We start from the raw sequence: 13,289 nt of genomic DNA, 5'->3' as shown, positions 1-13,289 counted from the left end.
GTGCTCATCACGGCACGCTCACATCACCCACACATCCAGCAGAAGAGCCGAAGTTTCGGCCGACAAGTTCAGGTTTCCCCGGTTGACCGGGGAAACCGACACTCGCCCCACCGGCCGCCCCAACCTCAGGCGATCGGGCTGGGGCGGGTCTTCGAGGCGCTCGCAGGAGTCGGTACGCACCGGACCGTGGTCACCACCAGACGCGATAACCGGTAGGAAGGTTGCGCCCGTCGGCAAGTAGCCTTCTCGCCATGATCACCCGGATGTCGAGCCTGTTCGTGCGGACCCTGCGGGAGGACCCCGCGGACGCCGAGGTGCCGTCGCACCGGCTCCTGGTCCGGGCCGGCTACATCCGCCGCGCCGCACCCGGCATCTACACCTGGCTGCCGCTGGGCCTGCGGGTGCTGCGCAAGATCGAGAACATCATCCGCGAGGAGATGGACGCGATCGGCGCGCAGGAGCTCAGCTTCCCCGCGCTGCTGCCGCGCGAGCCCTACGAGGCGACCAACCGGTGGACCGAGTACGGCGACAACATCTTCCGCCTCCAGGACCGCAAGGGCGCCGACTACCTGCTCGGCCCCACGCACGAGGAGATGTTCACGCTGGTGGTGAAGGACCTCTACTCGTCGTACAAGGACCTGCCGCTGAGCCTGTACCAGATCCAGACCAAGTACCGCGACGAGGCGCGGCCCCGCGCCGGCCTCCTGCGCGGGCGCGAGTTCGTGATGAAGGACTCCTACTCCTTCGACGTCGACGACGCCGGCCTCGAGATCAGCTACCAGAAGCACCGCGACGCCTACATCCGGATCTTCGACCGGCTGGGCTTCGAGTACGTCATCGTGTCGGCGATGTCGGGCGCCATGGGCGGCTCCATGTCGGAGGAGTTCCTCGCCCGCGCCGACAACGGCGAGGACACCTACGTCCGGTGCACCGCCTGCGACTTCGCCGCCAACGTCGAGGCCGTGCGGGTCCCGGCGCCCAGCCCGGTGCCGTACGACGACGCGCCCGCCGCGCACGCGGAGCAGACGCCGGACACGCCCACGATCGAGACGCTGGTCGACCACCTCAACCAGGCGTTCCCGCGCGACGACCGCCCCTGGGTGGCCTCCGACACGCTCAAGAACGTCCTGGTGATGCTGCACCACCCCGACGGCACCCGCGAGCCCCTCGCGATCGGCGTGCCCGGCGACCGCGAGGTCGACCTCAAGCGCCTCGACGCGCAGGTCTACCCGGCCGAGATCGAGGCCTTCGACGAGGCCGAGTTCAAGAAGCACCCGAGCCTGACCAAGGGCTACATCGGCCCCGGGGTGCTCGGCGAGAAGAACGAGTCCGGCATCCGCTACCTGGTCGACCCCCGCGTGGTCGAGGGGACCCGCTGGGTCACCGGAGCCGACATCCCGGGCAGCCACGTGCTCGACCTGGTCGCGGGCCGCGACTTCACCCCCGACGGGACCATCGAGGCCGCGGAGGTGCGCGCCGGCGACCCGTGCCCCAACGGCGACGGCGTCCTCGAGACCGCCCGCGGGATCGAGATGGGCCACATCTTCGCGCTGGGACGCAAGTTCGCCGACGCCCTCGGCCTGCAGGTGCTCGACGAGAACGGCAAGCTGGTCACCGTGACCATGGGCTCCTACGGGATCGGGGCCTCCCGCGCGGTCGCCGCGATCGCGGAGAACACCCACGACGAGCTCGGCCTGTGCTGGCCGCGCGAGGTCGCGCCCGCCGACGTCCACCTGGTCGCCACCGGCAAGGACGAGCACGTGTACGCCGCCGCCGAGCGGGTCGCCCACGAGCTCGACAAGCAGGGGATCGAGGTCATCTACGACGACCGCGCGAAGGTCAGCCCCGGCGTGAAGTTCAAGGACGCCGAGCTGATCGGTGTCCCGACCATCGTCGTGGTCGGCAAGGGCCTCGCCGACGGGACGATCGAGGTCAAGGACCGGCGCACCGGCGAGCGGCAGGACGTGCCCGCCGACCACGTCGTCGACCACGTGGTCCGACTCGTCCGAGCATGACGGTCCGGGCGGTCATCTTCGACTGGGGCGGCACGCTCACCCGCTGGCACGACATCGACTTCCACGCGGAGTCGCTGGCGCTCGCCCAGGCGGTCGTCGACGCCGACCACGAGGTGCACGTCTCCCAGGCGCGCCTGCACGCCGCCAACCAGGCGATCTGGGGGCGATCGCGCGACCACCAGCAGAGCGCGACCGTCGCCGACCTCTTCGCCGAGGCGGGGCTCGACCACGACCCCGGCCTGCTCACGGCGTACTACGAGTTCTGGGAGCCGCACACCCAAACCGACCCCGACGTCGGGCCGCTGTGGGAGGAGCTGCGCGCGGCGGGGATCAAGGTCGGCGTGCTCTCGAACACGATCTGGCCGCGGGCCTGGCACGAGGGCTTCTTCCGGCGCGACGGCGTGCTCGACCTGATCGACGGCGACGTGTACACGAGCGAGATCCCCTGGACGAAGCCGTCGCCGCACGCGTTCCGGGCCGCCCTGGACGCCGTCGGCGTCGACCACCCGGCCGCCTGCGTCTACGTGGGCGACCGGCTCTTCGACGACGTGTACGGCGCGCAGGGCGCCGGTCTGCGTGCGATCCACGTCCCGCACAGCCGGATCCCGGCCGAGCAGGTGGGGCACACGGAGGGCGATCCGGACGCCGTCGTGGAGCGCCTCAGCGAGATCGCGGACGTGGTGCGCGGCTGGGTCTGAGCGGGCGCAATCTGCACGTTTCTGCAATGCAGAAACGTGAGGAGTCGAAGTGGTCGCGCCTGGACGGGGCCTGTTGCATTCTTTTGCAAGAGCGGTCGTCCCGCCAGTCCCCCCACATCCCGGCGGGATCCGCTCACCGGCCTCAGTCCAGGCCTCAGCGGTCCGCGTACTCGTCTGCCCCGGGGAACGTCTCGGGAGTTCCCCGGAGGACGAGTTCGCGGACCGCTGTCTCGTTCAGGGCCTCGATCGCCCAGCGGCGACGGTCGTCGACGGTGTTCGCCACCAGGTAGGCGTAGGTGGCCGCGCAGGACCGCTCCAGGTCCAGGCCGGCCCGCTCGACCTGGGCCGGCGTCTCCAGCGGTCGCGGCACCTCGTACGCCGCCTCCGCGGCGACCGGCTCGGCCCCCAGGTCGGTGATCTCCCGCACCAGGTGGTCGCGACGCGCCCGGTGCGCGGCGTACGCCGCCGAGAGCGTGTCGAAGAGCTTCGGGGTCGCACTGCGCGACGTGCGCCCGCCGAGCACGCCGAACAGGTAGACGGCCGCGTGCTCCGCGGCGAGCGTGGTCTGGAGCGCGTCGGTCTCGGTCATGCCAGCCTCTGGCTCACGGCGGCGGACATGGACGCCAGCAGCCGGGCGAGGGCGCCGCTCGCGGCCGCGAGGGCGGCGCGTTCGAGCTGCTTCTGGAGCCGCTTCTCGGCGCCGGCCAGGCCGCCCGGTGCGGACTTCAGCGGCACCGTCCCGGTGGCCGGGGTGCCGTCGAGGGCCTCGATGTGGGTGCGGTGCAGGGCCGCCAGGTCCTGGTCACCGTTCGCCTCGGCGACCCGCTGGGCCAGCGCCAGCTGCCGCAGCACCCGGTCGACCAGGGCGACGTCCGGGTCGGTTGTCGGCGTGGCGAGCGGGGTCGGCCGGGAGCCGTCGTCGCAGCCCGTGACGGCGACCGCCCCGGCCGTCGCGAGAGCGAGCGCCGAGCGGCGGTGGAGGCGTGGACCGACGGACACGGCGCCGACCCTATCCGCTGGTCCTCCAGCCGCTATCGTGGTCGATCAACAACAGCACAAGGAGGTCGCCCACCCGTGAGCAGCGCCAACCAGGACGCCACCAGGGAACGGATCGAGGCCGAGCTCGATGACCCCCTGCGTGCCCTGGGCCTCGACATCGAGGCCGTCGAGATCACCCCGGCCGGCAAGCGCCGGATCCTGCGGGTCGCCGTCGACAAGGACGGCGGCGTCACGCTGGACGAGGTCGCCGAGGCGACCCGCGAGGTGAACCGCGTCCTCGACGGGTCGGACGTGATGGGCGAGCAGCCCTACACGCTCGAGGTCACCTCCCGGGGAGTCGACCGGCCGCTGACCCTGCCGCGCCACTGGCGGCGCAACGCCGGCCGGCTCGCGAAGGTCACGCTCGCGGACGGGAAGTCCGTGACCGGCCGGATCGGCGAGTCGACCGACGACCAGGTCACGCTGGACGTCGACGGCCGCCCTCAGCAGGTCGCGTACGCCGACGTGAAGAAGGCGCTGGTGCAGGTGGAGTTCAACCGCCGTGCCGTTGAGGCCGGAGACGAGGAGGAGGCCTGATGGACATCGACATGAGCATCCTGCGGATGCTGGAGCGGGAGAAGGAGATCTCCTTCGACGTCCTCGTGGAGGCCATCGAGCAGGCGCTGCTGACGGCGTACCACAAGACCCCGGGCGCCCAGGACAAGGCCCGCGTCGAGCTGGACCGCAAGACCGGCCACGTCACCGTGCTGGCGGCGGAGCTCGACGACGAGGGCAACACCGTCGGCGAGTACGACGACACGCCCGAGGGGTTCGGCCGGATCGCGGCGACGACCGCGAAGCAGATCATGCTGCAGCGGCTGCGCGACGCCGAGGACGACATCCGGTTCGGCGAGTTCTCCGGCAAGGAGGGCGACATCATCTCGGGGATCATCCAGCAGGGCCGGAACCCCGACGACGTGATGGTCGACCTCGGCAAGCTCGAGGCGCTGCTGCCGGCCGGCGAGCGGGTCCCGGGGGAGCGGTACGAGCACGGCACCCGGATCAAGTGCCTGGTGGTGTCGGTCCGCAAGGGCATGCGCGGCCCCCAGGTCACGCTGTCGCGGTCACACCCGAACCTGGTCAAGAAGCTCTTCGCGCTCGAGGTGCCCGAGATCGCCGACGGGACCGTCGAGATCGCGGCGATCGCCCGCGAGGCCGGCCACCGGACCAAGATCGCGGTGAAGTCGGCCGCGCCGGGCGTGAACGCCAAGGGCGCCTGCATCGGGCCGATGGGTCAGCGGGTGCGCAACGTGATGTCCGAGCTGCACGGCGAGAAGATCGACATCGTCGACTGGTCCGACGACCCCGCCGAACTGGTCGCGCACGCGCTGTCGCCGGCCCGGGTCACCTCGGTCGAGATCGTCGACGCCGACGCGAAGTCGGCGCGGGTCGTCGTCCCGGACTTCCAGCTGTCGCTCGCCATCGGCAAGGAGGGCCAGAACGCCCGCCTGGCCGCCCGGCTGACCGGCTGGCGCATCGACATCCGGTCCGATGATGAGCAGGCCAGCGGCGCGTGAGGAACGAACGCGGCGCGTGGGGGCCTGCCAGATTGAGCAAGCGACGCGACCGAGGCACGAGGTCGCGCGAGCGCGTCGAAATCCGGTGACGTGACCGCCGACCCCGGCCGAAGGCCTCGCCCGGTTCGAAATCGGGGGCACTGTCGCGGTAAGGTTGCTGTCAGTGGCGCGTGAACACAGCTCTTCTGCATGCCCCGGACCTGTCCGGACCTGCGTCGGGTGTCGGGCACGGGCCGCGAAGGCTGAGTTGTTGCGGGTGACCGTCGGCTCGGACGCGCACGGCCACCCGGCCGTCGTACCCGATCCGTTGGGCACCGCACCCGGCCGTGGGGCGCACGTGCACCCGACGACCGAGTGCTACGACCTCGCGGTGCGCCGGAAGGCGTTCGGCCGGGCCCTTCGGGTCACGACCGGGCTCTCCAGCGCACCGGTGGGGGACTACCTCGACACAGCCAGCCCGACCAACCGTTGACCGACAGAAACTGGAGCAGCAGCTCATGAGCACTCGATGAGTACTTCGCGATGAGCGTGCACACCCCACTAACGGTCTGAATCACCCCCCAGCACAGAACTGGACCCGGGTCTCAGGCCAGAAGGAGAAGCGTGGCTAAGACCCGAGTTCACGAACTCGCCAAGGAGTTCGGTGTCGAGAGCAAGTTCGTTCTCGAGAAGTTCAAGGAGATGGGAGAGTTCGTCAAGTCGGCGAGCTCGACCGTCGAGCTCCCCGCGGAGATGCGGTTCCGCAAGGAGTACGGCGACAAGCTGAAGGCCGAGCAGGCCGCTCCCGCCCCGCAGGCGGCTGAGCAGCCCGCGCCGGCCAAGAAGGCGCCGGCGAAGAAGGCGGCCCCGGAGCCCGAGGCCCCGGCCGCCGCCGTCGAGGCGCCCGCGGAGGCTCCGGTGGAGACCCCTGCCGAGGCTCCCGCCGAGGCGCCGGCCAAGAAGGCCGCGCCGAAGCCCGGTCCCAAGCCGGGCCCGAAGGCCGACGAGCCGCCGGCCCCCGAGCCGCCGGCCGAGCCCGAGGCCCCCGCCGCCGAGGCGCCCGTCGCACCGGCCCCGAAGGCGCCGTCCCCGGCGCCGCGTCCGGTGGGTCGTCCCGGCGCCCCGCGCCCGGGCAACAACCCGTTCGCGTCCAGCCAGGGCATGGGCCGTCGGCCCGCTCCCGGCGGCGAGCGTCCCGCTCCGGCCACCCCGGGCGGCGACAACCGTCCGCCGCGTCCGCCGGCTGCCGGCGGTCGTCCGGGCATGCCGCGCCCGAACCCCGCGATGATGCCCAAGTCCCCGGCCGCGTTCGGCCAGGGTCCGGGCGGTCGTCCCGGTGCCCCGGCGCGCGGTGGCGCTCCCGGTCGCGGTGGCGCTCCCGGTCGTGGTGGCGCCCCGGGTCGCGGTGGTGCCCCGGGCGGTGCTCCGGGCCGTCCCGGCGGCTTCGGCCCCAGCGGTGGCGGTCGCCCCGGTGGCGGTCGTCCCGGCCAGCGTGGCCAGACCCAGGGTGCCTTCGGTCGCCCCGGTGGCCCGTCGCGTCGTGGTCGCAAGTCGAAGCGGGCGCGTCGCCAGGAGTTCGAGGCCATGGAGGCCCCGACCATCGGCGGCGTCCGCGTCCGCAAGGGCAACGGCGAGACCGTCCGGCTGCCCCGTGGCGCGTCGCTGACCGACTTCGCGGAGAAGATCGGCGTCGACGCGGCGTCGCTCGTGCAGATGCTGTTCAGCCTGGGCGAGATGGTCACCGCGACGGAGTCCGTCAACGACGAGACCCTCGAGCTGCTCGGTGAGGAGCTCAACTACGTCGTCCAGGTCGTGTCCCCGGAGGACGAGGACCGCGAGCTGCTCGAGTCGTTCGACATCGAGTTCGGCGACGACGAGGACACCGACGAGGCGGACCTGGTGGCTCGACCGCCGGTCGTCACCGTCATGGGTCACGTCGACCACGGAAAGACCAAGCTCCTCGACGCGCTGCGGAGTGCGAACGTCGTCGCGGGCGAGGCCGGCGGCATCACCCAGCACATCGGTGCGTACCAGGTGCACACCGAGGTCGACGGCGACGACCGCAGGATCACCTTCATCGACACCCCGGGTCACGAGGCGTTCACCGCCATGCGTGCCCGCGGTTCGCAGTCGTCGGACATCGCGGTCCTCGTGGTCGCGGCGGACGACGGCGTGATGCCGCAGACCGTCGAGGCGCTCAACCACGCCAAGGCGGCCGGCGTCCCGATCGTGGTCGCGGTCAACAAGATCGACAAGCCGGAGGCGGACCCGACCAAGGTCCGCGGCCAGCTGACCGAGTACGGGCTGGTCCCCGAGGAGTACGGCGGCGACACGATGTTCGTCGACGTCTCCGCGAAGTCCGAGCTCAACCTCGACAAGCTGCTCGAGGCGATCGTGCTGACGGCCGACGCGTCGCTGGACCTGCGTGCAGACGCCGGTCGGGAGGCGCAGGGCCTGGTCATCGAGGCGCACCTGGACCGCGGTCGCGGCCCGGTCGCCACGGTGCTGGTCCAGCGCGGCACGCTGCACGTCGGCGACTCGATCGTCGCCGGTCCGGCCCACGGCCGTGTCCGCGCGATGCTCGACGAGTACGGCAACGAGCTGAGCGAGGCCGGTCCGTCGCGTCCGGCGATGGTGCTCGGTCTGTCCGCCGTCCCCGGCGCGGGCCAGAACTTCATCGTGGTCGAGGACGACCGGATGGCGCGCCAGATCGCCGAGAAGCGCGAGGCGCGCGAGCGGGCGGCCATGCAGGCCAAGCGCCGCGTCCGCCGTACCCTCGAGGACTTCATGGCCTCCATGGAGAAGGGCGAGAGCCAGGAGCTCAACCTCATCCTCAAGGGCGACGTGTCCGGTTCGGTCGAGGCCCTGGAGGACGCGCTGGCGAAGATCGACGTCGGCGACGAGGTCAGCCTGCGGGTCATCGACCGCGGTGTCGGTGCGATCACCGAGACCAACGTCGACCTGGCGGCCGCGTCCGACGCGATCATCATCGGCTTCAACGTCCGCCCGCAGGGCAAGGCGACGGAGCTGGCCGACCGCGAGGGCGTGGAGATCCGGTACTACACGGTGATCTACCAGGCCATCGAGGAGATCGAGGCCGCGCTCAAGGGCATGCTCAAGCCGGAGTTCGAGGAGTCGACCCTCGGCCAGGCGGAGATCCGCGCGATCTTCCGCTCGTCGAAGCTCGGCAACATCGCCGGCTGCATGGTCACCAGCGGTGTCATCCGCCGCAACGCCAAGGTGCGGGTCATCCGCGACGGCGCCGTGGTGGCCGAGAACCTCGACCTCGCGTCGCTGCGGCGCGAGAAGGACGACGTGTCCGAGGTCCGCGAGGGCTTCGAGTGCGGTCTGGTCCTGCGCAACTTCCAGGACATCAAGGAAGGCGACGTCGTCGAGGCGTTCGAGATGCGCGAGATCCCGCGCAGCTGATCCATCCCGAGTCGGCGCAGTCTCAGCCTGAGACTGCGCCGACTCGGCGTTTTGAGAGAGTAGGAAGCATGAGCAACCCTCGCGTCCGGAAGATCGCCGACCGCATCCAGGTGATCGTCGCGGAGATGCTGGAGCGTCGGATCAAGGACCCACGGCTCGGGTTCGTGACGGTGACCGACGTCCGGGTCACCGGCGACACCCAGCAGGCCACGGTCTTCTACACGGTCCTCGGCGAGGAGGAGGAGGCCCGCACCGCCTCGGCGGCCGCGCTGGAGTCGGCGAAGGGCCTGATCCGGTCCGAGGTCGCCAAGCAGCTCGGCATGCGGCACGCGCCGTCGCTCACGTTCATCCACGACGCGCTGCCCGAGAGCGCGCGGCACCTCGACGAGGTGCTCGCCCGCGCGAAGGCGCGGGACGAGGCGCTGGCCGCCGAGCGCGGCGAGGCGTACGCCGGCGAGCCGGACCCGTACAAGAAGCCCCGCGAGGCCGAGGACGACCTCGACGAGGACGAGTGACCGACGGGCTCGTCGTCGTCGACAAACCCGGCGGCATGACGTCGCACGACGTCGTGTCCCGGGTGCGCCGGCTGGCCGGCACCCGGAAGGTCGGGCACGCCGGCACGCTGGACCCGATGGCGACCGGGGTGCTGGTGCTCGGCGTCAACCGCGCCACCCGCCTGCTCGGCCACCTGATGCTGACCGAGAAGCGGTACGACGCGACGATCCGGCTCGGGGTCGCCACCACGACCGACGACGCCGACGGCGAGGTGCTCGCGACCGCCTCGACCGCGGGGCTGGACGAGGCCACGATCCGCGCCGCGGCCGCCGAGTTCGTCGGCGACCTGATGCAGGTCCCGACGGCCGTGTCGGCGATCAAGGTGGACGGCAAGCGCGCCTACCAGCGGGTCCGCGAGGGCGAGGACGTCGAGCTGGCGGCGCGGCCGGTCACCGTGCACGAGCTGGTGGTGACCGACGTCCGGGTCTCCGACAGCACCGAGCTGGACGTCTCGGTGCGCTGCTCCAGCGGCACCTACATCCGCGCGATCGCGCGCGACCTCGGCGCCCGGCTGGGCGTCGGCGGACACCTGACCGCGCTGCGGCGTACCGCCGTCGGGCCGTACGACCTCGGGGTCGCGCACACCCTCGACGAGCTGGCGGAGAACTTCGTGCTGCTGCCGATCGCGGACGCCGCCCGCGCGGCGTTCCCGGCCCTCGACCTCGACGAGGGGCACGCGACCGACGTCCGGTACGGCCGGGCCCTCGACCTGGAGCTGGCCGGGCTGACCGCGGTGTTCGCGCCGGACGGGCAGTTCCTCGCGCTCTACGAGCCCCGCGACGGCGTGGCGCGGGCGGTCGCCGTCTTCACCGGGTGATCCCTCTCGGTAGTCTTCCCGGCGTGCAGATCTGGCGAAGCCTCGACGAGGTCCCGGCGGGGCTCGGACCGACCGCCGTCGTGATCGGCAACTTCGACGGGGTGCACCTCGGGCACCGGCACGTCGTCTCGCGCGCGCGGGAGGTCGCCGACGCGCGCGGGCTGATCGTCGTGGCCGTCACCTTCGACCCGCACCCGATGGCGGTGCTGCGGCCCGAGCACGCGCCCACCACGCTCACGTCGGTCGACGAGCGCGCCGCGCTGCTCGGCGACTGCGGCGCGGACGCCGTGCTGGCGATGCCGTTCGACCGCGGCGTGGCCGCGTGGACGCCGGAGGAGTTCGTGGAGCGGGTCCTGGTCGACGCGCTGCACGCGGCTGTGGTGGTCGTCGGCGCGAACTTCCGGTTCGGCAACAAGGCGGCGGGCGACGTCGCCACGCTGCGCGAGACGGGGGCGCGGTTCGGCTTCGAGGCCGAGGGGATCGCGCTGGACGGCGGCCCGCAGGTCTGGTCCTCGACGTACGTCCGGATGAGCCTGGCCGCGGGTGACGTCGCCGGCGCCGCCGAGGCGCTCGGCCGGCCGTACTCCGTGCGCGGCAAGGTCGTCCGCGGTGACCAGCGGGGCCGCGAGCTCGGGTACCCGACCGCCAACGTGCCGACCACCGACCTCACCGCGGTCCCGCCGGACGGCGTGTACGCCGGGTGGCTGCGCCGGGTCGACACCGGCGAGCGGCTCCCGGCGGCGATCAGCGTCGGCACGAACCCGACGTTCCACGGCGTCCGGGAGCGCCGGGTGGAGAGCTACGTGCTCGACCGCACCGACCTCGAGCTGTACGGCGTCGAGGTCGAGGTGAGCTTCGTCGAGCGGCTCCGCGGCATGGTCGCGTTCTCCTCGGTCGAGGAGCTGATCGAGCAGATGAAGGACGACGTCGACCGCGCGCGCGAGCTGCTCACGTGACTCGCGACGAGACCCTCGCGGCCGCCGACGACTGGTTCCTCCACCACGGCCTGTCCTACTTCGTGCCCGAGCGGCGCGCCGACGTGCGCAGCGCGCTGCGGCTACGGCGGACCGTGCCGCTCGTCGTGGTCGTGGCGCTGCTGGCGGCCGGCGCGGGCGTCGCGCTGGCGTGGGCCACCGGCGAGTTCAGCGCGGCGCCCGCCACGCTGGTCCTGCTGGGCGTGCTGGCGGTGCTCTGGTACGCCCTGACCGCGCTGCACGCGCGGCAGATCGTCACCTGGAGCCTGGGCCGGACGCTCGGCAGCCTCCGGCGGGTGCTGCCGATGACCACCCGCGCGCTGCCGCTGCTGCTGCTCGCGATCACGTTCCTCTTCGTCAACACCGAGGTCTGGCAGGTGGCGTCCAACCTGTCGATCGCCTCGCTGTGGCTGGTGGTCGCGCTGTTCTCGGCCCTGGCGGTCGGCTTCCTGCTGGTCCGCCTGCCCGAGGAGGTCGACCGCGCCGACGACGCGGTCGACGACGCGCTGCTGCTGCGCGCCTGCCGGGGCACTCCGCTGGAGGAGCCCTGCCGCGAGCTGCTCGAGGACCCCGCGACCGACCCGGCGGCGTACGCGGAGGTCACCGGCTACGAGCGGTGGAACCTGATCCTCGTGCTGATGATCGTGCAGACCGTCCAGGTGCTGCTGCTCTCGCTGACCGTCTTCGTGTTCCTCATGCTGTTCGGCTCGATCATCATGACCGATCCGGTGCTCGGGACCTGGCAGACCGACCCCCCGTTCGCGACCTCGCGGGCGCTCGTGCAGGTCTCGGTGTTCCTCTCCTCGTTCTCCGGCCTCTACCTGATGGTGTCGACGGTGACCGACGAGGACTACCGCGCGCAGTTCTTCGGCGGTGTCACCCGGGAGCTGGAGCGGGCGGTCGGCATGCGCGCGGTGTACCTCGCGCTGCGCAACCGCTGACCGGCTGCAACTTCCGGAGCGGTAGCCGCGTCTCCGGTGCGTGCCGGGACGGACCCGGCAGCCCCGAGGCACCCAGGAGCCCACCCATGCGCATCCCCGTCACCCGTCTCGCCCTGCTCGCCACCGCGCTGGCCGCACCGCTGCTGGCCACCGGCCCGGCGGACGCCCGGCTCGCGGCGGGTGGCACCGACGTCGACCCGCCCACGCTCGAGCGCGGCCCGGACCGCACGGACGCCCACCTCGAGGGACAGCGGCTCGTGCACGGCGACCTCTCCGTGCGGATCCCGGGCCGCCGGGCCGTGCTCGTCGGGTACGGCGTGGAGAACCACGTCGTCGGGACCCGCATCGACGGCGGGTGGGTCACGATCCGCGTCGACTCCGACGGCCGCCGGCACCGGATCGCGACCGGGCCCTCGCCGTACACGATGACGTACGGCGAGGACGGCCGCGTGGTCGCCACCTCCCGGTTCGACGGCATCACCAACCGGGTCGTCGTGCGGTCCACCGCCGACGGCTCGCAGGTCGCGCGCCGGACGTTCCGTGACTCCTCGTCGGTGCTGGCCCTGGACAGCTCGCGGGTCGTCCTCGGAGGCTGGGAGCCGGCCCGGACGCGCAGCTGGACGCTCGCCACCGGCCGGCTGCGCACGATCGCCGACCAGGTCGGTTACCGCGCCGACCTCACCCACGGCCTCCTCGCCACCCTCACCGGCGATCCCTACCAGGGCGGCTGCAGCGTGCTGCGCCGGCTGGACCGGCCGGCGACCCGGCTCTGGCGCAGCTGCGACGAGCGGGTCGAGCGGTTCTCGCCGGACGGCCGCTTCGTGACCACCGTCCACCTGCTCAACGACGGGATCGGCCCGTCGCGGGTGCAGCTGCGCGACCTGCGCGGCCACCGGCGCGCGGCGTGGCGGGTCGACGGCGGCTGGATCGACGTGCAGGGCTGGGAGGCCGGGCACACCTGGATCGGCGAGGTGCACGGGCCGCGTCGTACCGCGGCGGTGCGCTGCGCCGGCAGCGACTGCGAGAGGGCCTCGGCGATGCGGCCGACCGAGGCCCCCTGACGGTCACTCGGCGTCGAGGTCCTTCTCGACCAGCGCGGCGATCGTGTCGAGCGCGTGCTGGTCGTCGCTGGTGATCTCGACCTGGTCGCCGCAGCCGGCGCCCAGGGTCATGATCATCAGCGAGGAGCTGGCGTCGACGGGCTCGTCGCCCGGGATGCCGATCAGCACCTCGACGCCGAGCTCCTCGGCGGCCTCGGCGATCAGCTGGGCGGGCCGGGCGTGCAGGCCGACGGACGAGCCGACGGCGACGGTCTTGCTGGGCATG

At 72.3% G+C, this 13,289-nt stretch carries 14 protein-coding genes; 11 read left to right on the top strand and 3 right to left on the bottom strand.

Translation table 11 applies throughout. The features are described 5' to 3' along the window. Nucleotides 1-251: 251 nt before the first annotated feature. Nucleotides 252-2,015 carry a proline--tRNA ligase gene (locus ABD086_RS17480; RefSeq protein WP_343908882.1) on the top strand — a complete coding sequence of 588 codons (1,764 nt, stop codon included), beginning with the start codon at nt 252-254 and terminating at the stop codon, nt 2,013-2,015. Continuing rightward, nucleotides 2,012-2,713, top strand: a complete 702-nt coding sequence (locus ABD086_RS17475) for an HAD family hydrolase (RefSeq protein WP_343908881.1) — start codon at nt 2,012-2,014, stop codon at nt 2,711-2,713. The genes ABD086_RS17480 and ABD086_RS17475 overlap by 4 nt, the downstream gene beginning before the upstream one ends. A 154-nt stretch (nt 2,714-2,867) precedes the next feature. On the opposite strand, the gene ABD086_RS17470 is transcribed toward ABD086_RS17475, so the two are convergent. Then, nucleotides 2,868-3,302 carry a ferritin-like domain-containing protein gene (locus ABD086_RS17470; protein WP_343908880.1) on the bottom strand — a complete coding sequence of 145 codons (435 nt, stop codon included), beginning with the start codon at nt 3,300-3,302 and terminating at the stop codon, nt 2,868-2,870. Then, nucleotides 3,299-3,712, bottom strand: a complete 414-nt coding sequence (locus ABD086_RS17465; RefSeq protein ID WP_343908879.1) for a hypothetical protein — start codon at nt 3,710-3,712, stop codon at nt 3,299-3,301. Before ABD086_RS17465 ends, ABD086_RS17470 begins: the two co-directional genes overlap by 4 nt. 75 nt (nt 3,713-3,787) lie before the next feature. Here ABD086_RS17465 and rimP point away from each other — a divergent pair, with 75 nt between their 5' ends. The 9 genes from rimP to ABD086_RS17420 all read left to right on the top strand — a co-directional run bounded on the left by rimP (nt 3,788) and on the right by ABD086_RS17420 (nt 13,024). Then, nucleotides 3,788-4,288 carry a ribosome maturation factor RimP gene (rimP, locus tag ABD086_RS17460; protein WP_343908878.1) on the top strand — a complete coding sequence of 167 codons (501 nt, stop codon included), beginning with the start codon at nt 3,788-3,790 and terminating at the stop codon, nt 4,286-4,288. Beyond that, complete coding sequence (gene nusA, locus ABD086_RS17455) at nt 4,288-5,268, top strand: transcription termination factor NusA (RefSeq protein WP_343908877.1); 981 nt, start codon at nt 4,288-4,290, stop codon at nt 5,266-5,268. Before rimP ends, nusA begins: the two co-directional genes overlap by 1 nt. A gap of 163 nt (nt 5,269-5,431) precedes the next feature. Beyond that, entirely contained in the window at nt 5,432-5,740 is a 309-nt protein-coding gene (locus tag ABD086_RS17450) for a YlxR family protein (protein ID WP_343908876.1), read from the top strand. A gap of 131 nt (nt 5,741-5,871) precedes the next feature. Beyond that, nucleotides 5,872-8,676 (top strand): translation initiation factor IF-2, encoded by a 2,805-nt coding sequence (gene infB / locus ABD086_RS17445; protein ID WP_343908875.1) that lies wholly within the window; start codon nt 5,872-5,874, stop codon nt 8,674-8,676. Between the two features lie 68 nt (nt 8,677-8,744). Beyond that, complete coding sequence (gene rbfA / locus ABD086_RS17440; protein WP_343908874.1) at nt 8,745-9,191, top strand: 30S ribosome-binding factor RbfA; 447 nt, start codon at nt 8,745-8,747, stop codon at nt 9,189-9,191. Between the two features lie 35 nt (nt 9,192-9,226). Further along, the gene (truB, locus tag ABD086_RS17435) at nt 9,227-10,048 is read left to right on the top strand and encodes a tRNA pseudouridine(55) synthase TruB (protein WP_425571649.1); all 822 of its coding nucleotides are present in this window, start codon (nt 9,227-9,229) and stop codon (nt 10,046-10,048) included. A gap of 23 nt (nt 10,049-10,071) precedes the next feature. Continuing rightward, complete coding sequence (locus tag ABD086_RS17430; RefSeq protein WP_343908872.1) at nt 10,072-11,004, top strand: bifunctional riboflavin kinase/FAD synthetase; 933 nt, start codon at nt 10,072-10,074, stop codon at nt 11,002-11,004. After that, nucleotides 11,001-11,963, top strand: a complete 963-nt coding sequence (locus ABD086_RS17425; protein ID WP_343908871.1) for a hypothetical protein — start codon at nt 11,001-11,003, stop codon at nt 11,961-11,963. Before ABD086_RS17430 ends, ABD086_RS17425 begins: the two co-directional genes overlap by 4 nt. A gap of 86 nt (nt 11,964-12,049) precedes the next feature. Continuing rightward, nucleotides 12,050-13,024, top strand: a complete 975-nt coding sequence (locus ABD086_RS17420) for a hypothetical protein (protein ID WP_343908870.1) — start codon at nt 12,050-12,052, stop codon at nt 13,022-13,024. A 3-nt stretch (nt 13,025-13,027) separates the two neighbouring features. Here the strand turns inward: ABD086_RS17420 and ABD086_RS17415 are convergent, their stop codons facing one another. Further along, entirely contained in the window at nt 13,028-13,288 is a 261-nt protein-coding gene (locus ABD086_RS17415; RefSeq protein WP_343908869.1) for an HPr family phosphocarrier protein, read from the bottom strand. Between the last annotated feature and the right edge of the window lies 1 nt (nt 13,289).

This window comes from Nocardioides aquiterrae (genome assembly GCF_039526625.1).
Lineage (GTDB): Bacteria > Actinomycetota > Actinomycetes > Propionibacteriales > Nocardioidaceae > Nocardioides > Nocardioides aquiterrae.
Note: the sequence above shows the minus strand (reverse complement) of the source record. Positions and strands in the feature narration are given on the sequence as shown.